Origin of the sequence: Desulfuromonas acetexigens (genome assembly GCF_900111775.1) — a bacterium.
GTDB classification, from domain to species: domain Bacteria; phylum Desulfobacterota; class Desulfuromonadia; order Desulfuromonadales; family Trichloromonadaceae; genus Trichloromonas; species Trichloromonas acetexigens.
Genome location: NZ_FOJJ01000002.1, coordinates 1 through 21,834 on the forward strand (window position 1 = coordinate 1; position 21,834 = coordinate 21,834).

Genomic DNA, 21,834 nt, shown 5'->3' on the forward strand with positions numbered 1-21,834 from the left:
GCAGGCCCGGAGCGGATCACGCCCGAAGCGAGGCCGCCAGGTTGCGCCGGGACGGCCGCGAAGAGAGGCCCGCCGGGCTGTTGCGACGGGCCGAACAAGGCCGGAGAATGCCCGCCAGAGGCCACCGGCACAGAGGCCAAAGGGACCGCCCGAAGTGAGGCAGCCAGGCCGCCAGGTTGACCGGAACGGCCGCGAAGAGAAGCCCGCCGGGGCTGTTGCGAGGGGTCGAAAAAGGCCAGAGAATGACCGCCAGGAGCCACCGGCACAGCGGCCAAGGGGACCGCCCGAAGCGGGGCCACAGTAGGGAGCCCGCCGGGGCTTTCGGAGCCAGTTCAACAGACCGAAAGCCCGGAGCGGAACGCGCCCGCAGCCAGGCCGCCAGGTTGCCCGCGAAGAGAGGCCCGCAGGGCTGTTGCGAAGGGGAAAATCAGGCCGGAGAGACCGCCTCGGATCATGACCGCCAGAACCCGCCGCCGAGGGTTCCGGGCCGTCCTGGGGGGATCGCCGCCGGGAGTCCGCAGGCCGCCGCAGAGAGGCCGCCGGAGCTCCCGGAACCAGTTCAGCAGACCGAAGGCCCGGAACGGATCGCGCCCGCAGCCAGGCCGCCAGGTTGCCCGCGAAGAGAGGCCCGCAGGGCTGTTGCGAAGGGGAAAATCAGGCCGGAGAGGCCGCCCCGGATCATGACCGCCAGGAGCCACCGGCACAGCGGCCAAGGGGACCGCCCGAAGCGGGGCCACAGTAGGGAGCCCGCCGGGGCTTTCGGAGCCAGTTCAACAGACCGCAGGCCCGGAGCGGATCACGCCCGAAGCGAGGCCGCCAGGTTGCGCCGGGACGGCCGCGAAGAGAGGCCCGCCGGGCTGTTGCAAAGGGGAAAATCAGGCCGGAGAGGCCGCCCCGGATCATGACCGCCAGGAGCCACCGGCACAGCGGCCAAGGGGACCGCCCGAAGCGGGGCCACAGTAGGGAGCCCGCCGGGGCTTTCGGAGCCAGTTCAACAGACCGCAGGCCCGGAGCGGATCACGCCCGAAGCGAGGCCGCCAGGTTGCGCCGGGACGGCCGCGAAGAGAGGCCCGCCGGGCTGTTGCGACGGGCCAAACAAGGCCGGAGAATGCCCGCCAGAGGCCACCGGCACAGAGGCCAAAGGGACCGCCCGAAGTGAGGCAGCCAGGCCGCCAGATTGACCGGAACGGCCGCGAAGAGAAGCCCGCCGGGGCTGTTGCGAAGGGGAAAATCAGGCCGGAGAGGCCGCCCCGGATCATGACCGCCAGAACCCGCCGCCGAGGGTTCCGGGCCGCCCTGGGGGGATCGGTGAAGGGATCTCCGCCAGGAGCCCGCAGGCCGCCGCAGAGAGGCCGCCTTGACGCCTGGAACCAGTTCAGCAGACCGCAGGCATGGAGCGGATCACGCCCGAAGCCAGGCCGCCAGGTTGCGCCGGGACGGCGACGAAGAGAAGCCCGCCGGGGCTGTTGCGAGGGGTCGAAAAAGGCCGGAGAATGACCGCCAGGAGCTACCGGAACGGCGGCCAAAAGGGACCGCCGCCAGGTCATGCAAGGATGGCTCAGGCGACCAAATTAGGGGGAGGATTTTCCCACCCATTTCCCACCTTGATTTTGTGGGAATTTAGGCGGTATTTATGAGATTAAAAAGGCCATTTTTAGGGGTGATAATACCGTTAAAGCGTTTAGTGTTTTAATTGTCCGCGTTTAGTGTTTTAAATGTCCGCGTACAGACCGGGGGACCGGAAATGAATCATGACAAAGAGACTTAAATGCATTCTGGTCAGCCTGTCGATCGCCCTGCTCTTCGCCTGCGGCCAGGAACCTATCCCCAATCAGGTCGAAAAAACCGGGGCAGAAAAGCAGGCCGTAAGTCCGCCCACTACACCCCCAGAGAAAGCCGACACCGTCGACATCCGCCTGGTGCCGGAACGGCCCAAAAGCGGTGAATGTCTGAAGGCAATCGTTACCGGGAAAAAAGATTCGCTGGTTTTGAAGTGGCGGGTCAACGGGGTGGAGTTGCCGGAACAGCGGGGGAACAGCCTGTGTGATGCCAATTTGCGGCGAGACGATCTGGTCGAAGCGTATCTTGCAGGAACAGAAATTCGGGCCGAGGTCACGATCAGCAACACCCCCCCGCGCATTCTGGAAGTTTCGGCCAATATGGAGGCGTTCCAACAGAGGGAAGGTATCCGAATCGTGGCAGTAACCACCGACAGCGAAGGGGACGAGGTTGAATTACGTTATCGGTGGCTGATCAACGACGAGGAAGACCCCTTTTCCACCTCGGAAACTCTGGCCGCCGACCGTTACCGCAAGGGGGATCGAATTCAGGTCGAAGTCACCCCTTTCGACGGCTTCGACGAAGGGAACAGCCTTATCAGCCGGACTTTGACTATCCCCAACACACCTCCGCACATTGTCTCTTCCCCCCCGGCGGGGTTTACCGATTCACAATATATTTATCAAATTCAAGCAGTCGATCCCGACGGCGACGAACTCATTTACCGGTTAGATGAAGCACCCGCCGGCATGAGCATCGACGAAGTCGGACAAATCCGCTGGACCTTAACGGAGGCGACACCGGGAACCTATCCAATCAAAATCACTGCCGAAGACCCCGATGGCGGCAAAATCACGCAAACATTTACCATAACCCTTGCATCCCCGGAGCGATAAACCCCTTTTCACTCCTCCCCCATCTCCTTCACTTTGTAAACCAGGGCCCGCAGGCTGATTTCCAGCAGGCGGGCCGCTTTTGTCTGGTTGCCGTTGGTGGCGGCCAGGGCCTTGCGGATGTATTCCTTTTCAAGTCGCGCCACGGCCTGCTTGAGGGAATAATCCTCGTCCCGATCCCGTTCGCGGCGGCGGACTTCCCAGGGGAGCGCGACCTGATCGACCCATTCCCCCCGGCAGAAGATCAGGGTCTTTTCCATGAGATTTTCCAGTTCGCGGACGTTGCCGGGCCAGCCGTAGTTTTCGAGGGCGGCAACGGCGTCGGCGGTGAGGCGCGGCAGAGAGCGGCCTTCGCGGCGGGCGGCGGCGGCGAGAAAGTGCTCGGCGAGGAGGGCGATATCCTTCTTGCGCTCGCGCAGGGGCGGGATGTGGACATCGACCACCGCCAGGCGAAAATAGAGATCCTCGCGAAACCGTCCGGCGGCCACTTCTTCCCGCAGGTTCCGGGCGGTGGCGGCGAGGACGCGGACATCGACCTTGCGCGGCTTGCTGTCGCCAACCCGCAATACCTCCCCTTCCTGCAACACCCGCAGCAACTTCGGTTGCAGCTCCGCCGGCAGTTCGCCGATTTCGTCGAGAAAGAGCGTGCCGCCGTGAGCGGCGCCGAAGAGTCCCTGGCGGTCGCGGTCGGCGCCGGTGAAGGCACCCTTGGCGTGGCCGAAGAGTTCGCTTTCGAGCAGCCCGGCGGCGATGGCACTGCAATTCACCGCGACGAAAGGAGCCTCGCGGCGCGGCCCGCCTTCGTGCAGGGCGCGGGCGACGAGTTCCTTGCCGGTGCCGGTCTCGCCGGTGATGAGAACCGGCGAGGTCACGGCAGCCAGGGTCGCGACCCGGGCCATGACCGCCGCCATCGCCTCGCTCGCGTAAATCGGCTCGCGCCCGCGCCGTTCCCCGGCGAGGGCCTGTTTGAGGCGGGCGTTTTCCTGTTGCAGGCCGAGGCGCTCCTCGGCCTTCTTCACCGCCAGCACCACTTCGTCGGGCTTGAACGGTTTGGAGATGTAGTCGTAGGCCCCCTGCTTCATGCACTCCAGGGCGGTATCGACGGAGCCGTAGGCGCTCATCATGATCACCGTGAGATGGATGCCTTTCTCGCGCAGGGCACGGAGAAAGGCGAGACCGTCCATATCCGGCATGCGGATGTCGCAGAGGGCGAGCAGGCACTCCCGCTCCGCGATAACCATCAACGCCGCCGCGCCATTCTCGGCCTCGACCACGGCATAGCCCTGCTTCTCCAGCACCAGCCGTAACATATGCCGCATCGGCCCTTCGTCATCGATGATCAGAATCGGTTTCATGGGTTTTCCTTGCCCCGTGAACAAAAAGATCGGGCGATTCATGAATCGCCCCTACCTGGCATGTCGGTTTTCGGTTGTAAGGGCGCAGCATGCTGCTCCCCTACGCCTCACCCCTCACCCCTCACCCCTCACCCCTCACCCCTCACCCCTCACCTCGCTCCTCGCTCCTCGTCCCTCGTTCCTCAACCATACCCGAAACTCACTCCCCAACCCCGGCGTCGAAATCACCTCGATGCGGCCGTCGGCATCTTCGACGATGCGTTGGCAGATGGCCAGGCCGAGGCCGCGGCCGGTGGCTTTGGTGGTGTAGAAGGGGTCGAAGAGATGGGCACGGACCTCTTCGCTCAGGCCGATGCCGCTGTCCTTGACCGCGAGCCGGACCCACTCCCCTTCCACGGCGCCGGAAAGGCGGATGGCACCCCCCACCGTGGTGGCATCGCGGGCGTTGAGGAGCAGATTCACCAGCACCTGCTGCAGGCGGTGGGGGTCCATGTGAATGCCGGGGAGCTGCTCGGGGAGTTCGTCGAAAAGGCGGCGCTGATCGAAGACCCCCTGATGCCGGAGCAGGTCGAGCACCTCGCGCCCGAGAGCGACGGGATCGAAGGCTTCACGGACTTCGGCGGCGGGCTTGGCGAAGTCGAGCAGTTCGCGGACCAGGCGGTCGATGCGTCCGGTTTCGGCCAGGGAGCGCTCGGCAAGATCCCGCTGCGCGGGGTCGGTCAAATCCCCCTTGAGCAGTTCGAGATAGCCGACGACGGCACCCAGGGGATTGCCGATCTCATGGGCCATCCCCGCCGCCAGATGGCCGACGGAAGCCATCTTTTCGGAGCGGATGAGTTCGTCGCGGGTCCGGCGCAGCGAGGCAATCATATGATTGAAGGAGGCGGTCAGTTCGGCGATTTCTCGGGGGCCTTCGACGGCGAGGGTCGCCTGCAGGTTGCCGCTGGCGACTTCGGCGGTGAGGGAGCGCAGACGGCCGATGGGGCGGACGACGTTGCGCCCGAGCAGGTAGAGACCGAAGAGGATGAGGATGGCGCCATAGGCGGCGACGTAGAAGAAGACCAGACGGCGGGCTTCGGCGATGCGCCCGCCGATGTCGGCGAGGGAAAAGCGCGCGTGCAGCACGCCAAGGCGTTCCCCGTTGCGCAGCAAGGGGACATCCAGGGTCAGGCTGCCTGGGTGCTCGCTGTCGGCCGCCAGCCAGTTGGAGGAATAATCGACGGTGACACGAGCCTCGTCGAGGGATGGCGGCGGGTCGCGATGGAGGGCGGAGTCGCCGCCGTAACTCGCCAGAGGGAGGCCGGCGGCGTCGCACAGGGTCCAGTCGACCAGCCCGGCGGGATGGACCAGCGGCATGAGCGCCGCCCGCGCCCGCGCCGCCCGCGCCCGCGCCGCCCGCGCCCGCGCCGCCCGCGCATCGGGCGCGTCATCCCCGGCACTGAGGGAGCGGCCGAGCACCTCCACCGTCGCCCGCGCCCCGGCGACGCGCTGGGATACGAGTTCCTTCTCGGTCAGCTTGAGCAGCAGAAAACCGACGAAGAGCAGCGCCGCTCCGAGCAGAATCGCCAGATTGACGAGTATTTCAGTACGCAAGCCGACACTTCTGGACACCTTGGACTCCCCTCCCCCACAACAAAGCTACCTTGTCATTCTAAGGACTTCGCCGCGACAATACAACAGGCTTGGCGGACGGCGCCGGTCACCCCTCAGCCCGCCGCAACCAGGCCTCGAAACGCTCTCGCGCCCCTGGGGAGAGAATCCGGGCGAAGGTTTCCCGATTGTAGAGATAGAGGCAGTGCCGGATCGAGGTGTAGGGGCTGAAGGTCCGCTCGGCGCTTTCGGCGAGATACGCCTCGCGGTAGTCGCGAACGGTCTTCAGATGTTCAATCAGACTTCGATGCAGATCGGACTTTTTGAAATCGCGGTCGAGTTTGAGGATATCCTCGACAAAGCCGTCGACCTTGAAATCCTCGAATTCGAAATCGCGAAAGAAATGCCGGGCGATGCGCATAAAGTTGAAGGCGTTCGCGGTCTTTTCACTGGCCGCTCCGGCCGTCTCTCCCGCGCCACCGCCGTTACTCCCCGTCGGTTCGCCGATCGGTTCGACCCGGGCTTTCTGGATCAGTTCTTCGGTGGCATTGCGGATCTCTTTAAATTCCCGGTCCGCCAGTTCAAAGAGGGCGGAGAGAACGTTGATCCGGCGTTTGAGCTCATTGGGGATCGATTTTTTGTATTTGATCTTGTGATCGAGGACACTCCAGGCATCCTGAATCAGGGAGCGGATCTGCACCTCGAAGGGCAGATCGGCATAGGCGGCGAACTTGGGCAGGGCTGCCCGCGCTTCGGGCAAGGCCAGGTCCATGTGCAACCCTTTGTAGCCGAAGGAATCCTCGGTGCTTTCCAGGGCCGAAATCTTGTCGGTCACGTCGATAATGCGGAAATGCCGCTTGAGCACTTCGGCGACGGGAACGATCTGGTCTTCGTAGGGGCAGATGATGCGGATGCCGATGAGATCGGTCAGATAGTTCCTGATTTCATAGGGCTGCCCGGCGGCTTCCAGCTTACTCTGGTATTTGCGGTGAAATTTTTTGACGCACTCTTCCCGATCCTTGACCCGCCCTTCGACGGCCGTCACCTCGCCGACCTCCGCCGCCTTGAGCAGCTGGGAGATCATCCGCATATAGCCGTTCTTGACGCTGTTCAGGCGGGCCCGATTGCTGTCGTAAAATTTGTAAAAAGTACGTTTTTCCAGTTCAAAATCGAGAGAGGCCAAGGGCGGCTCCTGCTGTTTGGAGGATGGTCGCGACGACCGCGGAAGCGGGTCGCGCGCCGGTTTGGATCGTGCCGACGCTTATTATTGTAACTCATGAATTGTCCGGCGGCGACAGTTAGGGATGAATTCATCCCGCGCCTTGACAGAAATTTAATAACTGCTAAGTTCCAAGGGTTTCATCCCCTTTTGGCCTTATTCCCGAGGACGGAAGCCGTCCTCTTCGCCTTCGCCGAGGAGACTCGATTCATGGCCCTGCATCCCCTGGCCGGACAACCGGCCCCGAAAAGCCTGCTCCCCAACATCCCCCGTCTGATCAGCGACTACTACACCCGCCGCCCCGACCCGAACGATCCCGCTCAGCTCGTCGCCTTCGGCACTTCGGGGCATCGCGGCGCGGCGACGAAACAGACCTTCAACGAATGGCACATTCTCGCCATTGTCCAGGCGATCTGCGACTACCGCAAGCAGGCGGGGATTTCCGGGCCGCTCTTTCTCGGCATGGACACCCACGCCCTCTCCGAACCGGCTCACGCCGGCGCCCTGGAAGTGCTCGCCGGCAACGGCGTCGAGACGCGCGTCGCCAAGGATTTCGGCTACACGCCGACGCCGGTCATCTCCCACGCCATCTTGGCCTACAATCGCGGCTCTCAGGCGGATCAGGCCGACGGCATCGTCATCACCCCTTCGCACAACCCGCCGGACAACGGCGGCATCAAGTACAACCCGCCCAACGGCGGCCCGGCCGACACCGACGTCACCGGTTGGATCGCCGACCGCGCCAACGGCTATCTGCGCGACGCCCTGCGCGGGGTCAAGCGGTTTGCGCTGGTTGAGGCACTAGCCGCGCCGACGACGCAAATGCACGATTACGTCACCCCCTATGTGGCCGATCTGGCCAACGTCATCGACATGGAGGCCATCGCCAAGGCCGGGCTGCGCATCGCCGCCGACGCCCTCGGTGGCTCGGGGCTCGGTTTCTGGCGGCCCATCGCCGAGAAATACGGGCTGAACATCGAGCTCATCAACGGCCATCCCGACCCGACCTTCAGCTTCATGAGCGTCGATAAGGACGGCAAGATCCGCATGGACTGCTCCTCCGCCAGCGCCATGGCCGGGCTGATCCAGCTCAAGGACAAGTACGACATCGCCTTCGGCAACGATCCCGATTTCGACCGCCACGGCATCGTCACTCCCTCGGCGGGGTTGATGAACCCCAACCACTACCTGGCGGTGGCGATCAACTATCTTTTCGCCAACCGCGCCGGTTGGCGCAAGGATGCGGCGGTGGGCAAGACGTTGGTCTCCTCGTCGATGATCGACCGGGTGGCGGCATCCCTGGGGCGCCCCCTGGCCGAGGTACCGGTCGGCTTCAAGTGGTTCGTCGACGGCCTGGTCGACGGCTCCTACGGCTTCGGCGGCGAGGAGAGCGCCGGCGCTTCCTTCCTGCGCCGGGACGGCACGGTTTGGACGACGGACAAGGACGGCTTCATCCTCGCCCTGCTGGCCGCCGAGATCACCGCCGTCACCGGTCGCGATCCGGCGCAGCACTATCAGGAACTGACCGCCCGCTTCGGCGCGCCGGTCTACGACCGCATCGACGCCGTAGCCACTTCCGCGCAAAAGGCGGTGCTGGAAAAACTCTCGCCGGAGATGATCAGCGCCGCGACCCTGGCCGGCGAGCCGATCACCGCCAAGCTCACCCGCGCTCCGGCCAACGGCGCCGAGATCGGCGGCCTCAAGGTCGTCACCGAAAACGGCTGGTTCGCCGCCCGCCCTTCGGGGACGGAGGAGATCTACAAGATCTACGCCGAATCCTTCAAAGGGGCCGAGCATCTGAAACAGATTCAGCAGGAGGCCCAGGCCATCGTCAGCGCCGCCTTCACCGCCGCCGGCGTCTGAAAGATCCGCTCAAAGCCTTGCGCCCCCGGGTTAACTAACTTGGGATATGCCTATTCAAGCAGCCCCCCTCCTTCCTCCCCCCTCCGGGTGGAGAACTCTTTGCCCTCCCCCAGCGGGGGAGGGGTGGGTGGGGGCAAAAAAGCTGAATGAGTAGCCAGCGTACTTCTGACTAACTATCCGAGGGCGCGAGACTTTTTATCCTCATGAAATTTATTGACAGCGCCCGCGGCAAAGGCGCATAATCCAAATTCATATATTTGGTTATTGATGCTTCCACAAAAAGCATCTCGCTGGATGGCTAAGCAAAAAGCGCCAAATGCAAGGCGCGCCATTGTTGAGCAATGAGGCGTGCCCAGGCACGTCGAACCCGCGAGACGATGGCGGCAACGCAGCAGTTGGCGAGTTTTTGCGACGCCATTCATTATTTCCGAAGGGACGCCTGTGCGAGCAGGGGGGAGGTTGCCAATGGAAGCAGCTGTGGAATTCGATAAGACGTTAAGTTTCGACCGCGAGGCGGAAATCCTCAAGGTATTGGGCCATCCGGTGCGCCTGAAAATCGTCGCCGGACTGATGTCCCAGTCCTGCAATGTGAAAAAGATCTGGGAATGTCTCGAACTACCCCAGGCCACCGTCTCCCAGCATCTCGCCCTGCTGAAAAACAAAGGGATTATCGAGGGGCGCCGGGAAGGGGTGGAAGTCTACTACCAGGTGGTCTGCGAAGAAGCCCGTAAGATCGTCGGCGCCCTCTTCGAATGCATGTCCTGCCGCTGACCATTCCCTCAGGCAAAACTCCCGTTTAACCCTTTGCAATCCCCAAAAATTACTACGGGCGCCCCGCTTTCGCGACGGCGCCCGTTGTCGTTTCTTTCCGCTCAAGGGCGGCGAGCCATACCGTAAATCACTTCGTAGGTCGCCGGAATCATCCCCTCCCGACCGTGTTCCCGCCGATAGAGTTCCATCATCCGTTCCATGACCCGGCGCGAGGCGAGACCGGCCGGACCCGAGCGACTGGCGTTCTGGGCCCCGATCTTTTTCAGGGCGCGCAACAGGTCGGGGACGTCGGGATGGTGCTCCCGCTCATCGACGCTCTCCACCGAAATCCCGACAAAACCAGCCAGCCGCAGCGCCTCCGCGACCTCCTCCCGGGAGGGAAACTCCTGGGTGTGGGAGGGACGGCCACCGTCGATCTCGGCCTGCGCCCGGCGATGGGAGGAACGCAGTTCGCACAGGGTGCGGGCGCCGAAGAGGGCGAAGACGAAGTGGCCGTCGGGTTTGAGCACCCGCGCACTTTCGGCGAAGGCGGCGGGGAGATCGACGATCCACTGATACATGGAAGCCGAGAGCATCAGCCCGAAGGAGCGGTCGACAAAAGGCAGACAGGCGGCGTCGGCATCCAGGGCCGAGGCACCGGGTAGTTGTGCCGCCGCCTGACAGGTCATGCCGTGGGCTAGATCGGTGACGACCAGAGGCAGATGGGGATAGCCTTCGGCGATGCGCCGGGCGAGGGCGCCGGTACCGGCACCGACTTCAAGGATCGGACCGGAGAAGGGCCCGAGGCAGACCAGCCGTTCCAGCAACCCGGCCACTACCCGCTTCTGCACCTGGGCATAACGCTCGTATTCTTCGGCATGGCCGGAGAAGTGCCGACGCACCCGCCGCTGATCGATAGAGGGACGCTTCATGCGAGAAAGGTTCGCCATTGGGCAAAGACCTCGTCGGGCCGGCTGAGGAAGGGGGCGTGGGCGATCCCCGGCAAGAGATCCAGGCGCGCCCCGGGAATCTCTTCGGCGAGGGTGCGAGCGGCGCCGGGCAAGGTGATGGTATCCAGTTCACCGTGCTGCACCAGGGTCGGACAGTCGAGGGCGGCGAGGCGCCCGCGTTGATCCTCCTGCCGCAGGGCAGCGAGGGCCGCCAGAGCGTCGGCGGGCACCGGCGGCGGAGCGATCAGGGCGGCGATACGCTGACGGCGGGCCGAGGGGAGTTCTTCCCCGGCCAGCATCCGCTCGCGAAAATCCTTGAGGGCGGCCGGATAATCGCGACGCAGCTGGCGTTCCAGCGCCCGCACCTGTCCCTCGGGCAGGCCGTGCGGCCAGTCGGCGGCGGCAAAGAAACGCGGCGTCACGGCGACCAGCAGCAGCCGTTCGACCTGTTCCGGCGGCAGCGCAGCGGCCAACTCCAACGCCACCTGCCCGCCCAGGGACCAGCCGAGCAGGCGGATACGGTCGAGAGCCAAAGCCGCGAGCCACTCCCGCAGATCCGTCGCCAGGGCGGCGAAGCCGTCATCGGTGGCGGGGTCACTGGCGCCGTGCCCGGGCAGATCGGGGGCGAGCACTCGATAGTCGGTGGAGAAGGCAGTGAGCGCCTCGGCGAAAACCAGGGAGGAGAAGCACCAGCCATGCAAGAGCAGCAGAGGCGGTCCCGCCCCTGCTTCCCGCCAGGCCAGGCGGCGCCCATCGGCGAGGCGGAATTCGTTCATCGGGGGAGCTCCGCAAGAATGCGCACGATCATTTCGGCGGCGGCCGCCACCTCCTCGGGCCGGTGATCGGCCATGAGAGTGGCGCGCAACCGGCATTGGCCGACGGGGACGGTGGGCGGGCGAATCCCCTGGAGAAAGATGCCCCTATCGAGCAGCCGCCGGGCTGCTTCCATGGTCGGTTGGGGCTCGCCCGTGACAATCGGCACGATCTGAGTGACGCTCTCGCCCAGGTCGAGCCCGCCCCGGCGCAGCCCCTCGACGAAAATTTGCCGGTTGTTTTCCAAAGCGGCCCGTCGGGCCGCCCCTTCCGCGCTGTCGACAATATCAAAGGCGGCCAGAGCCGCCCCCAGCACCCCCGGCGGCAGGCTGGTGGAGAAGATGAAGGAACGGGAGCGGTTGATGAGGGTATCGATCACCTCCCGCCGGGCGGCGAGGTAGGCGCCGAAGCAGCCGAAGGCCTTGCCCAGGGTGCCCATGTGCAGATCGATGCGGTCGAGACAGCCGAACCGTTCGGCACTGCCGCGCCCGCTCGCGCCGAGCACCCCGCCGCCGTGGGCGTCGTCGACCATCAGCAGCGCTTCGTAACGCTCCTTGAGGGCGACCAGCTCGGGCAGCGGCGCCAGATCGCCGTCCATGCTGAAGACGCCGTCGCTGACGATCAACCAACGGCCGTGGCGTCGGGATGCCTCGGCCTGCAGCAACTCTTCCAGGGCGGCCATGTCGCGGTGGGGATAGACGACCACCCGCGCGCCGGAAAGGCGGCAGCCGTCGATGATCGAGGCATGGTTGAGGGCATCGGAGAAGATCAGGTCACCGGGCCCGGCCAGACCTTGCAGGATGCCGGTATTGGCGGCGTAGCCCGAGTTGAAGACCAACGCCCCTTCCGTCCCCTTGAAATCGGCGATGCGCGCTTCCAGCTGTTCGTGCAGCTCCATCGTCCCTGAGACCAGGCGGCTGGCGCCGCTGCCGACTCCAAAACGACTGGTTGCGTCGCAGCTCGCCTCGATCAACGCCGGATGCCCGGCCAGCCCCAGGTAGTTGTTGGAGCAGAGGAGCAGCACCTCGCGGCCGTCGACAATCACCCGCGGCCCCTGGGGACCGGCAACGGTCTTGAGGGTCCGCAGCATCCCCTGCTCGCGCAGGGCCTCCAGTTCCTTTTGCAGTTTGCGCATGGTTTTAGTCCCGCCAGTCTTCCGCGCCACCGATCGTTCCGATGCGATCAAAGAGGAGCACGGCATATTCGAGAAAAGCGATGAGGCCCGCCTGGTCAAGCCCGGCACCACAAACAAAAAAGGCCCGTCCGCCGCGCTCTTCCCCCAAAGGTTTGAGCTGGGGGAAACGGACATAACCCAACTCGCGGCTCGCCACGTAACCGGCCGTATAATCGGGATCGTCGGACCAGCAGAGTTCAGCCAGCACCTCCGGCACGGCCAGCACCTTGCTCGCCAGCACCAACGCCTCGCGCACGTGGGGGTTGTCGAGACCCTGTTCACCGAGACGCGCCCGCAGTTCGGCCTCGGCGGTCGCGGTCAAATCCATGCGACTGGCGCGCACGCCGCGAGCGGGATCGTCTTCGAGGCGCGCACCGCTTTCGGCATCGATGAGCATGGCGCCGCGCATAGCCCGGCCATCGGGCGCGGCCCCTTGGGCGATCCAGTCCATGGCCGAAGTCACTGCCGCCTCGGCGACGCCGACATCAAGGAGCAGACGCCGCGCCGCCCGCCGCCCCTGTTGGTAGTTCCGCACCCGGTAAGTGCGCAGATCGAGGAGGCGGCCACGGCGGATCGCCGACGGCGGCACCAGATCGACGGCCAGGCGGATTTCCTCGGCCCGCCCCCGGGGATGCTCCAGGGCACGGAGCACCAGAGCCGCCGCCGCCGTCTCCAAATCGGCGGGACCGACCAGGCGCTCGGCGCCGGAAAGATGCCGATTTTCGCGGCGGGAATGCATACGCACACTGTAAAGGGACTCATCCATGACGGCAGAATTAGCACGGGGGAAAGCGCCTTGTCAACGAAAGACGCCGCCTTGGTTAACCATCCATTCTTGGCAGTTCCATCAACTTTGTGATAGCGTGCCGAAAACTGCGCTGGACACCCTTCGCGCCTGCTCCGACAACCCTATAGTGACGTGCTGACCATGACCGAATTCGCTCAGATCCTCCTCTGGGGAGCCTTCCTCTGCTACCTGCTCTCCGTCAATCTCTATCTGCTCCACGCCCTGATCCGCCGTCCGCTCCTCTGGCGCGGCGCCTTCGCTCTGGTCGGGCTCGGCTTTCTGCTGCACAGCCTCTGCCTCGGGCTGCGCTGGTATCTGGCCGGATACCTGCCGGTGACCAACCTCTTTTCCACCCTCTTTTTCTTCAGCTGGGCGCTGGCGGCCGTCTACCTCTATTTTGAGCTGCGCTACCGGATTCACGCCGCCGGGCTCTTCGTCATGCTACTCAACCTGCTTCTGCTCGGCACCGCCCTCCCCCGCGACAGCGCCCTCAAACCGCTGATCCCGGCCCTCGACACCCCGCTCTTCACCCTGCACATCGCCTTTTCCTTCCTTGGCTATGCCTTCTTCGCCATGGCCTTCTCCCTTGGCGTCCTTTATCTCGTTCAACGCCGTCTCGCCACGGCGCTTTTGCCCGACCTTGCCCTGTTGCGCCGACTCAACGAGGAGGCGATCTTTCTCGGTTTCACCCTTTTCAGCCTGTGCATGCTCTTCGGCGGCATCTGGGCCCAGGTCGCCTGGGGCTACTATTTTTCCTGGAACATCAAGGGGCTCTGGTCCTTCCTCGTCTGGCTCTTCTACGCCGGGATGTGCCATGCCAAATTCGTCCGACGCTGGCAGGGGACAGGCTATGCCGGCCTCTCCATCCTCGGCTTCGCCCTGGTTCTCTTCACCTACCTGGGAATCGGTCTGCTCATGAGCAGCAACCATCCCCTCGACTGAGCGAAAATCACCATGTCCCGATTCCGCCCTCTGCTCAAAGATTTCTGGAAGCTCTGCTGTTCCCTCAAGCTCGCTATCGTCCTGGCAACCCTGGCGACCCTGACCGCCTTCGGCGGCTCTTTGCTGATGCCTTCCCGCCCCTGGATCTTCGCCAACATGGACAGCGTCAACCTCGGCGAATGGCTGGCCCACCAGGGCCGACAGTATCCGGGCGTGACCTGGTGGATTCACCTCTACGGCGTGCTGCTGCTGTTGTTGGGGCTGAACACCGCCTGCTGTGTCACCGACTGGCTCGTCCATCTGCGCGGGCGCTGGCGCAAGAGCGGCGAATATCTCATCCACCTCGGCTTCGTCCTGCTGCTCGCCGCCTATCTCTGGGGGAGTCTGGCCGGTTTCCGCGTCGCCGGGGAAACGATCGCCGTCGGCGAAACCCGGCCAGTGCCGCGCCTGCCCGGTTACTACCTGCGCCTGCATGGGGTCGAACCGGTACTCGGACCAAGCGGCCGGCCCATGGATGTGCGCAGCTCCTTGAGTCTGCTGCGAGGGGAGACGGTCGTGGCGGAACAAGCCGTGCGTGCCAATCACCCCCTGATCTGGAAAGGCCTGACCGTTCTCGGGGTTTCCTTCGACCAGCGCAACGACGGTTTCCGCTTCACCGGCAGCCTTGGCACGGTGGAGCTGCGGGCCGGCAGCCGGATCGCCTTGCCGGACGGCGGCGAGCTGCACATCCTCGACTATCGCCCTAACGGCGCGCGGCGAGGAAGCGGCGGCGGTCTGTTCGAGCCGGTCTTTTTTGGCGAAATCCGCTATCCCGGCCAGCCGTCAGAGCACGTCCGCTATGCCCTACGCGAAGGCCTCCCCTCCGCTCTGACTCGCATCGGCCTCGACCTGCGCCCGCTGGCCCCCCTCCAACAACCGGTGAGCATCCTCGCCATCCACTATGATCCCGGTCTTGCCTTGGCCTTTGCCGGCGCATTGGTGATGACCCTGGGAATTCTGCTGGCGATCGGTTCTTTTTACTACAAACGCTCCCGAGGGGACCGGCCGCTCCTCTGAGAGCCCGAAAAGCCTCGGAAAGAATGGGTTTTCCCTTGAGTTTTTCAGCGCATAGCTGTTATCATCAAAACAATTATGAATGTTTTTCTCACTAATTTAATGTAATTCAAGGGTCCTCGCCGGTGATCATGATTCGAAACCTCTTCATCTCGCTCCTTCTCGTCGCCCTGTTCCCTCTTTCCGCCTGGTCGGCCCTGACTTTCGGCGCGGTGCCGCGCGAGGGGGGACTGATCCGCGACGATGCCCAGGCCCGGCAATTCGCCGCCGCCCTGGAGAATCAATTGGGGGAGGAGGTGGATGTGCGCCTCTTCCGGGACGAAGCGACCCTGCATGCCTGGCTGAACCGTTACCAACTGGTCGATATCGCAAGTCTGTCCCGGGATTACGTGAAGCGGCAATCCGCCGGGGAATTTATTCTCCTCTCCGGCAGCGGCGCCTTCGGCTCGCTCGACTCCTTCGTCCTCCGCCAGGGGACCAACCGCCGCCTGGTGCCCCGGCTGCAGACAACGATCAACCGCCTCTCCGCAGACCCGCAGGTACGGCGGATTTTCCAACCGGCTCCCGTGCCGCCCGCCCAACCGAAAGTCGCCGCGACGAAAACAAAACCGCAGCGTGCCGCTAAGGCGGTCAAAGCCACCCCAGCAAGGAAGGCGAAGGCGGCCCAAAGCAAAGTGGCGCCCAAGCCGACGGCGACTAAACCAAAATCGACCGCGAAGACCCTGCCAGCGTCAGTTCCCACAGCAACTGATGGGAAAACCTCAGAGTCGGCCGGTGTTTCTCCGGCACCAAGCCCGGTCTCGGCCCCGGCGTCCGCACCGACAGCCGCGACACCAGCCCCGGCTGTCGAAGCGACTCCCCCGGTCGGTGCGGAACCGACGGCGACCGCCGAAACGGATCCGACCAAGCCGGAACCTGAGGTGGCCCCCACACCGAGCACCGCCGTACAACAGCAAACCGCCCAAACTCCCGCACCTGCTCCCGCACCGGTCGACGCAAAACCCGCGCCTTCCCTGTTCGGCCTGAAAGGTCTCCTCCTCACCCTGGCCGCCGCTCTCGCCGCGACCGGGCTGGGCTTGCTCCTCTTCCAACGGCGGCGCCGGGCTGCCCCCCAGGAACCGATTTACACCGGCAAAACGCCTCTCGCCGCGGGCGACTCGATCATCACCGCTGCCCGGGTCAAGGAACAACTTTATGGCGAGCGGCCATCCCCGGGCGCATCGATATTGAAAGAGGCAGCACTCGATGACGTCGCTGTCGCACCGCTTCCCATTGAGGACCAACTTCCCCCCGTCGATGAAGAAGCGGCGCCACAACAAGAGGTGAAAGCATCCAGTTTTTCGAATCTGGCCGCCCTCATCGCAGAAGCGGACACGGAAGAGGAATCTCCTTTTGAACCGTTTTTTCCCGAAGTCTCTCCCGCCGAAAGCATCGAAAGTGAAAGCTCCATTCCGACGACGGACGCCGTGAACCCTGAAGCGGAACCGGAGCAGGTACTTTCCTGGGGACAGGAGAATGAAACCGAGGCGGAAGAGTTGATGACCAACAGAGTGGAAAACGGCTCGGCGGCCGATGACCTCCCCGATGATCTCGGTTATGACGAAGATCCCGAAGGGCTTGCGATCCTCCCGCCGGAGGAGCCGACGGAACCGGAGAAAAGCGAGGAGTTCCCCTGGCTCGAAAAGACCGAAGAGCCGGCGGATCAGGTCTTTGCCGAAGAACCGTTGCCGGAGGCTCCCTTCGCGTTCGCCGGGGAAAATGAGGCGGAGTCCGAGATTCCTGGCGCCCTGCCCCTTGAAGAGACCTCCTTCCCCTGGGACAGCCCGGAAGCGGCACCGGAAGAACTCCAACAGACAAGCGTCGAAGAACCGGAAGCCTCCGCCGATGTCGCGGAAACGCTTCCCCCCTTTCCTTTTGAAGAAGAGTCCGACGCCACGGATATCCCTCTGCCGGTGGTCAATCCGGAAGACCCCTGGGCGCAAGAGCCGGTCGAGACGGACCCCCTCCCAACCTGGGAAAACACTGCGGGGGGTGAGGGTGGATCCTCTTCGCCCCTGCCGGACGGTTTCTTGAAAGTCGACCTTGCCGACGAATTCGGCGGAGAGTCTACCGCCCTGCCGACCTTCAGCGACATCCCGGAATCCCATGAGTTCTGCTCCGAGCCGCAAGGGGGAGAGATTCCGATGGTGGAAACCCCCAGCTATCTGAATTTTTTCCACGGTCCGGAAACGGTCGCAGCGGCGGCGGCAGTGACGCCGACCGAAATGCCGCGCCCGAAGGCGGCCGTCTCCCGCCCCCGTTCAGCAGCCAAACGCCCGAGCCTGAGCATCCAGGGGGAACTGGGGGGGACACAGGCCCCGGCCCTGCTGAAGCTCATTTCCGGCCAGCGCAAGCCCGGTCGGCTCAGGGTATTGACGGCCGTCGACGAAAAACACCTGCACTTCCATCGTGGACATATCGCTGCCGTTCACTCGTTCCACCCGACGGACGGCTCGCCCACGGCCTTTCTCATGCACAAGCTCGGCGACCTGCTGCTGCGTCGCGATCTGATTACTCCCCAGCAACTGGAGCGCGCCACGGAAATCTGCTCGCTGCAACCCCACCGGCGCATCGGGGAAATCCTTTTGGAAACCTCCCCCCTGACTGAAGGGGATTTGCGCGACACCCTCCATATCCAGGCCGAAGAGATCCTCTTTTCCTGGCTCTTCACCCCCCATGGCCGCTTCGAATACGTGGCGACGAAGAACAACGTCCCGCCCCATGAAGACCTGGGGATCGACGTGAACGACCTGCTGCGCAAGGCGGCCTTGCAGGTCGACGAATGGAAAGGCCTGCGGCGGACGATCCCGTCGCTGGAAACGCGGATCGATTTCAAAGGAAATGGCCGGGCCAAATTGCAGCACGCGCGCATGCCCGCCAGCCAGGAAAATATTCTCTCCCTGGTGGATGGCCGGCACACGGTGCGGGAGATCTGCCAGAAATCGGGAATTTTCGAGCTCGAAGTCTGCCGCTTCCTCGCGGCGATGATCAAGGGCAGGATTTTGCAGATCAATCAGGACGAGTAAAAAAGGCCACGCCAGTCTTTCACGCGAACCTAAAAAACCCGGGAGCCTGGGGAAATCCCCCCGCTTCCGGGTTTTTCTTTGTTTCCGGAGTTCGACCTCAGAAAAAACTAGACTTCCCGTTCCCGCCAGGGCATGACGAAATCCTCCTGCCCAAAGGAATAGTCGTTTTCCATATGATCGCGACAGCCGCCGTTGAGGATGGCGGCCACGTCCTCGGCAAAGACCAGTCCATCGGCGACCGGAATCGCGTAGACCGGAAGCCGGGAGTCCGGTCGGGTGATCAGGGTTTCTCCCTCATCCCGATCCGCCTGGCGGTTTTGCTCCCGATCCAGATCGATGCCAAGAAACTCCAGCCCAGCCAGGGCCTTCTCGCGCACCGACCAGCCCACATCGCTGTAGTTGGAGGTAAAAATCAGCGCGTCGACGCGACCGAGGGCGGCAAAGTAGGCGCCGATGTATTTGCGTAAGCGGTAACCTTCGATCTCCTGGGCCAACTGACAGCGAAGATCGCCGGCGGCAGCCCCTTCCAGGATTTCCCGCCGTTCTCCCGTCCCCCCGGCAATCCCCGCTAAACCGCTCTTCTGGTTGAGGATCGATGTGTAGTCCTTGGGGGCGAGCTGCTCCGCCTGCATGATATAAGGGAAAATCCCCGCGTCAATATCACCGCAACGGGAGCCCATAGCGGGCCCTTCGAGGGGGGTCATGCCCATGCTGGTATCGACGGAACGGCCGTTGCGGATGGCGCAGAGGGAAACCCCCTTGCCCAGATGCACCGTGATCAGGTTGACGGCGTTGGCCGGTTTGCCGAGCAGCACCGCGCCACGCTTGGCCATGAAGAGATGGGAGGCGCCGTGAAAGCCATAGCGGCGCACGCCATGCTTTTCATACCATTCATGGGGCAAGGGATAGACGTAGGCTTTGGGGGGCATCCCCTGATGGAAGGCGGTGTCGAAGATCGCCGCCTGAGGGATCTTGGGAAGTAGCCGGCGGGTGGCGTCGATGCCGGCGAGGTTGGGGCCGTTGTGCAGGGGAGCCAGATGTTCCACGGAGCGGATGGCGGCCACGACTTCATCGTCGATGAGGACCGAGCAGGTGAACCGTTCGCCGCCGTGCGCCACCCGGTGACCGACCGCGGCGATCTCGGCAACGGAATCGAGTACGCCGAAATCCGCCGAGGTCAGGGTACGCAGAATCACTTCAATGGCACTGGCGTGATCGGGACAATCGACGGGGATCTGCCAGATCCCCCGGCCGGTCACTTCATGACTGACCGATCCGTCGCCAACCACCACGCGCTCGACGGTGCCGCGGGCGAGGATGACTTTTTTCCGCCAATCCAGCAGATGATAGTTGACGGAACGACCCCAGCAATTCAACGAAAGTATCTTCATGCGAAAATCCCGAAGCAAGGCAAGGCAGGTGATCGGCTCACGGCGACGGCTTCCGGCAGAGCGGCGCGGCGCGGCGGGCAGCCATATCCGGTTTCCATAGGAAACCGAAAATAACATAATACATTTTTTAACACAAACGTTATAAAGCGCCGACCTTCAGCCGATCCCCTCCTTGCGCCTTGGCTTCGTAAAGAGCCTTGTCCGCCTGGGAAAAGAGCTGCTCCAGCATATCGGAGTGACCGAGATCTTGCTGCTCGGGATGCTCCGAGGGGACCGGCAAAGCCGCCAAGCCCGCGCTGAAGGTGATCCCGAAATCCTCCCCCTTCGCGGTCCAGACCAGGTCGCGAATCGATTTACGCAAGCGTTCGGTGAGTTCGGTCGCGCCGTCAATACCGGTCTCCGGGAGGATCACCGCAAACTCCTCACCACCAATCCGCGCGAGAATGTCCGTCTCCCGCAACCGGTTGCGCAGGGTATCGGCCACATCCTTGAGAACCTGATCCCCCATTCCATGGCCATAACGATCATTGACCCGCTTGAAAAAGTCGAGGTCAATAATCACGAAGGTCGCCGTATGCCGATAACGTAGGGCCCGAGCCACCAGCAGGGCCCCTTCGGAGAAGAAAAACCGCCGATTGTACAAGCCGGTCAGGGCATCGACCATGGCCAGGGACTGATAACGCTCTTTCAGCTCTTGGGTTTCCCGCAACACATTCTCCAACTGACGGGTTCGTTCCCGAACCTGTTTTTCCAGATTATGCAAGAGCCGGCTCGACATCATCGCCTGCCCGAGAAAGAGCGCAAAGAGGGGGATGAAACGCTGTTGCCAGGCGCCGAACCGCTGGGGTTCGAAGGCCGCAAGGAGCAAAACGCCGACCCGCTCTCCGCCCACCACCAGGGGGGAACCAAGCAAACTGCGGGGGGAGCCCTCCTTCACCAGGGGGTTGAGTGCGTCATCGGCCAGACAGTCATCACAAAGGCAAACCTCGCCGGAGCGAACCACCTGCTCGACAAAGGCGGCCTCGAGGGGAGGAACCTCGTCGCAGCAGGCATTTCCCCCCTCGGAACAGATTTTCAGGGTGCCGTTGCACCAGGCCACGGCGGCGACGGGGCGTTCGCTTCCGGCCTCGACAAAGAAGAGGGCGCAGCGCTCGACACCATAATTTTCTACCAGGGAAACAAGCGCCTCCTGCAGGAGCTGTCCTTCGCCGCACTGGCCAAGATCGAGGGAACCCAGCCCCTGGAGGGTGGAAAGGGAGGACAACAGCTCATCGAAAACGGCCGTCATCTCCTGAAAAGTTTTATTGAGGGGGAGTGTCATCAGGCATCAACTCCATGCCGGGTCAGGGTCCGGGCCATGTTGCGAAATTCCTCGGCCCGCTGGATCACCTCGGCGATCACCTGATCGATTTCCTCGCGCCGGCCCCAGTGGGTTCCCACGGGCTCCGGAAAGGGGGGCAGACCCTCATGGTCCAGGGACGTCTCGGCAAGTCGAACCGCGACCGCAACGAGCTCGGCCAGGGGGTTATCGCGCAGGACCGCCAGAGGGGAGCGACAGCGTCCGATCGCCTCGCACAGCGGTTCGGGTAGCCCCCAGCGCCGCGCCAAAAGGGTGCCGGCCTGTTCGGCATCGACACCGAGCAGTTGCTGCGTCAAGGCGTGCGGGTCGGCCTCCTCGCTGGTGAAAACCCGATTCATCTCTTCGGGATAGAGCGCAACCAGGGCGCGCGTCCCGAGATTGTGCAGTAGCCCGGCGGCATAGGCCGCCCCCGGCGAGGGAGAGGGCGTCCCGCGATGGAGCGGCGTCAAGGCCCGGGCCAGGTGGGCGGTGACAACGGAAAGATACCAGTGGCGCTCTTCCCTGAATCCCGGGCAGGACTGGACCCGCAAGGAGCTTTCGAGAGCGAGGGAGAGGGCCAGGGCCTTGGCCATGGAGAGTCCGAGCACCCGGATGATGGCTTCGGCCACCGACTGGATCTTCCCCCGATGACCGTAGTAGGCGGAATTGGCACAGCGCAGGATGCGGGTCGTCAATTCCGGATAGGTCTCGACGATGGCGGCGACCTCTTCGAGATCCGCCTGATCGTCGGCGAGCACGGCGAGGATCTCCTTCGCCATGGGGGACGGGGGGGCGAGATCCTGCAAGCGAAAGAGCCTGGATCGGGAGTCCTGATTCAAACCAACCTCCTCCGAAGAACTAAAAGCATGAA

General features: G+C 63.6%; 16 protein-coding genes. 6 read left to right on the top strand and 10 right to left on the bottom strand.

The window, feature by feature from the left end; genetic code table 11:
* Nucleotides 1–1,751 precede the first annotated feature (1,751 nt).
* Entirely contained in the window at nucleotides 1,752–2,675 is a 924-nt protein-coding gene (locus tag BQ4888_RS02855) for an Ig domain-containing protein (RefSeq protein ID WP_092053473.1), read from the top strand.
* A gap of 8 nt (nucleotides 2,676–2,683) precedes the next feature.
* On the opposite strand, the gene BQ4888_RS02860 is transcribed toward BQ4888_RS02855, so the two are convergent.
* The 3 genes from BQ4888_RS02860 to BQ4888_RS02870 form a co-directional block, all read right to left on the bottom strand.
* Nucleotides 2,684–4,027, bottom strand: coding sequence for a sigma-54-dependent transcriptional regulator (locus BQ4888_RS02860; protein WP_092053476.1), 1,344 nt, complete (start codon nucleotides 4,025–4,027; stop codon nucleotides 2,684–2,686).
* A gap of 135 nt (nucleotides 4,028–4,162) precedes the next feature.
* Nucleotides 4,163–5,638, bottom strand: a complete 1,476-nt coding sequence (locus BQ4888_RS17460; protein WP_092053479.1) for a sensor histidine kinase — start codon at nucleotides 5,636–5,638, stop codon at nucleotides 4,163–4,165.
* 88 nt (nucleotides 5,639–5,726) lie between these two features.
* The gene (locus BQ4888_RS02870) at nucleotides 5,727–6,800 is read right to left on the bottom strand and encodes a GTP pyrophosphokinase (protein WP_092053482.1); all 1,074 of its coding nucleotides are present in this window, start codon (nucleotides 6,798–6,800) and stop codon (nucleotides 5,727–5,729) included.
* A gap of 246 nt (nucleotides 6,801–7,046) precedes the next feature.
* Here BQ4888_RS02870 and pgm point away from each other — a divergent pair, with 246 nt between their 5' ends.
* The gene (gene pgm, locus BQ4888_RS02875; protein ID WP_092053485.1) at nucleotides 7,047–8,699 is read left to right on the top strand and encodes a phosphoglucomutase (alpha-D-glucose-1,6-bisphosphate-dependent); all 1,653 of its coding nucleotides are present in this window, start codon (nucleotides 7,047–7,049) and stop codon (nucleotides 8,697–8,699) included.
* A 465-nt stretch (nucleotides 8,700–9,164) separates the two neighbouring features.
* Entirely contained in the window at nucleotides 9,165–9,470 is a 306-nt protein-coding gene (locus tag BQ4888_RS02880; protein WP_092053488.1) for an ArsR/SmtB family transcription factor, read from the top strand.
* A 101-nt stretch (nucleotides 9,471–9,571) separates the two neighbouring features.
* Here BQ4888_RS02880 and BQ4888_RS02885 read toward each other — a convergent pair whose 3' ends face one another.
* The 4 genes from BQ4888_RS02885 to BQ4888_RS02900 are packed head-to-tail and all read right to left on the bottom strand — an operon-like array spanning nucleotide 9,572 to nucleotide 13,131.
* Nucleotides 9,572–10,399 (bottom strand): methyltransferase domain-containing protein, encoded by an 828-nt coding sequence (locus BQ4888_RS02885; RefSeq protein ID WP_240746384.1) that lies wholly within the window; start codon nucleotides 10,397–10,399, stop codon nucleotides 9,572–9,574.
* On the bottom strand, nucleotides 10,378–11,175 hold the full coding sequence (locus BQ4888_RS02890) for an alpha/beta fold hydrolase (RefSeq protein WP_092053495.1): 798 nt from the start codon (nucleotides 11,173–11,175) through the stop codon (nucleotides 10,378–10,380). The genes BQ4888_RS02885 and BQ4888_RS02890 overlap by 22 nt, the downstream gene beginning before the upstream one ends.
* Nucleotides 11,172–12,347 (bottom strand): 8-amino-7-oxononanoate synthase, encoded by a 1,176-nt coding sequence (gene bioF / locus BQ4888_RS02895; RefSeq protein WP_092053498.1) that lies wholly within the window; start codon nucleotides 12,345–12,347, stop codon nucleotides 11,172–11,174. The genes BQ4888_RS02890 and bioF overlap by 4 nt, the downstream gene beginning before the upstream one ends.
* A 4-nt stretch (nucleotides 12,348–12,351) precedes the next feature.
* Complete coding sequence (locus BQ4888_RS02900) at nucleotides 12,352–13,131, bottom strand: 6-carboxyhexanoate--CoA ligase (RefSeq protein ID WP_205748040.1); 780 nt, start codon at nucleotides 13,129–13,131, stop codon at nucleotides 12,352–12,354.
* Between the two features lie 183 nt (nucleotides 13,132–13,314).
* Here BQ4888_RS02900 and ccsA point away from each other — a divergent pair, with 183 nt between their 5' ends.
* The 3 genes from ccsA to BQ4888_RS02915 all read left to right on the top strand — a co-directional run bounded on the left by ccsA (nucleotide 13,315) and on the right by BQ4888_RS02915 (nucleotide 18,233).
* Nucleotides 13,315–14,115 carry a cytochrome c biogenesis protein CcsA gene (ccsA, locus tag BQ4888_RS02905; RefSeq protein WP_092053502.1) on the top strand — a complete coding sequence of 267 codons (801 nt, stop codon included), beginning with the start codon at nucleotides 13,315–13,317 and terminating at the stop codon, nucleotides 14,113–14,115.
* A gap of 12 nt (nucleotides 14,116–14,127) precedes the next feature.
* Nucleotides 14,128–15,171: a cytochrome c biogenesis ResB family protein gene (locus tag BQ4888_RS02910; protein ID WP_092053505.1), complete on the top strand. Its 1,044-nt coding sequence runs from the start codon at nucleotides 14,128–14,130 to the stop codon at nucleotides 15,169–15,171.
* A gap of 128 nt (nucleotides 15,172–15,299) precedes the next feature.
* Entirely contained in the window at nucleotides 15,300–18,233 is a 2,934-nt protein-coding gene (locus tag BQ4888_RS02915; protein ID WP_240746392.1) for a DUF4388 domain-containing protein, read from the top strand.
* A gap of 107 nt (nucleotides 18,234–18,340) precedes the next feature.
* On the opposite strand, the gene BQ4888_RS02920 is transcribed toward BQ4888_RS02915, so the two are convergent.
* The 3 genes from BQ4888_RS02920 to BQ4888_RS02930 form a co-directional block, all read right to left on the bottom strand.
* Nucleotides 18,341–19,624 (bottom strand): acetate kinase, encoded by a 1,284-nt coding sequence (locus BQ4888_RS02920; RefSeq protein ID WP_092053509.1) that lies wholly within the window; start codon nucleotides 19,622–19,624, stop codon nucleotides 18,341–18,343.
* A gap of 139 nt (nucleotides 19,625–19,763) precedes the next feature.
* Nucleotides 19,764–20,945 (bottom strand): sensor domain-containing diguanylate cyclase, encoded by a 1,182-nt coding sequence (locus BQ4888_RS02925; protein ID WP_092053511.1) that lies wholly within the window; start codon nucleotides 20,943–20,945, stop codon nucleotides 19,764–19,766.
* Nucleotides 20,945–21,802 (bottom strand): HDOD domain-containing protein, encoded by an 858-nt coding sequence (locus BQ4888_RS02930; protein ID WP_092053514.1) that lies wholly within the window; start codon nucleotides 21,800–21,802, stop codon nucleotides 20,945–20,947. Before BQ4888_RS02930 ends, BQ4888_RS02925 begins: the two co-directional genes overlap by 1 nt.
* Nucleotides 21,803–21,834: the final 32 nt, after the last annotated feature.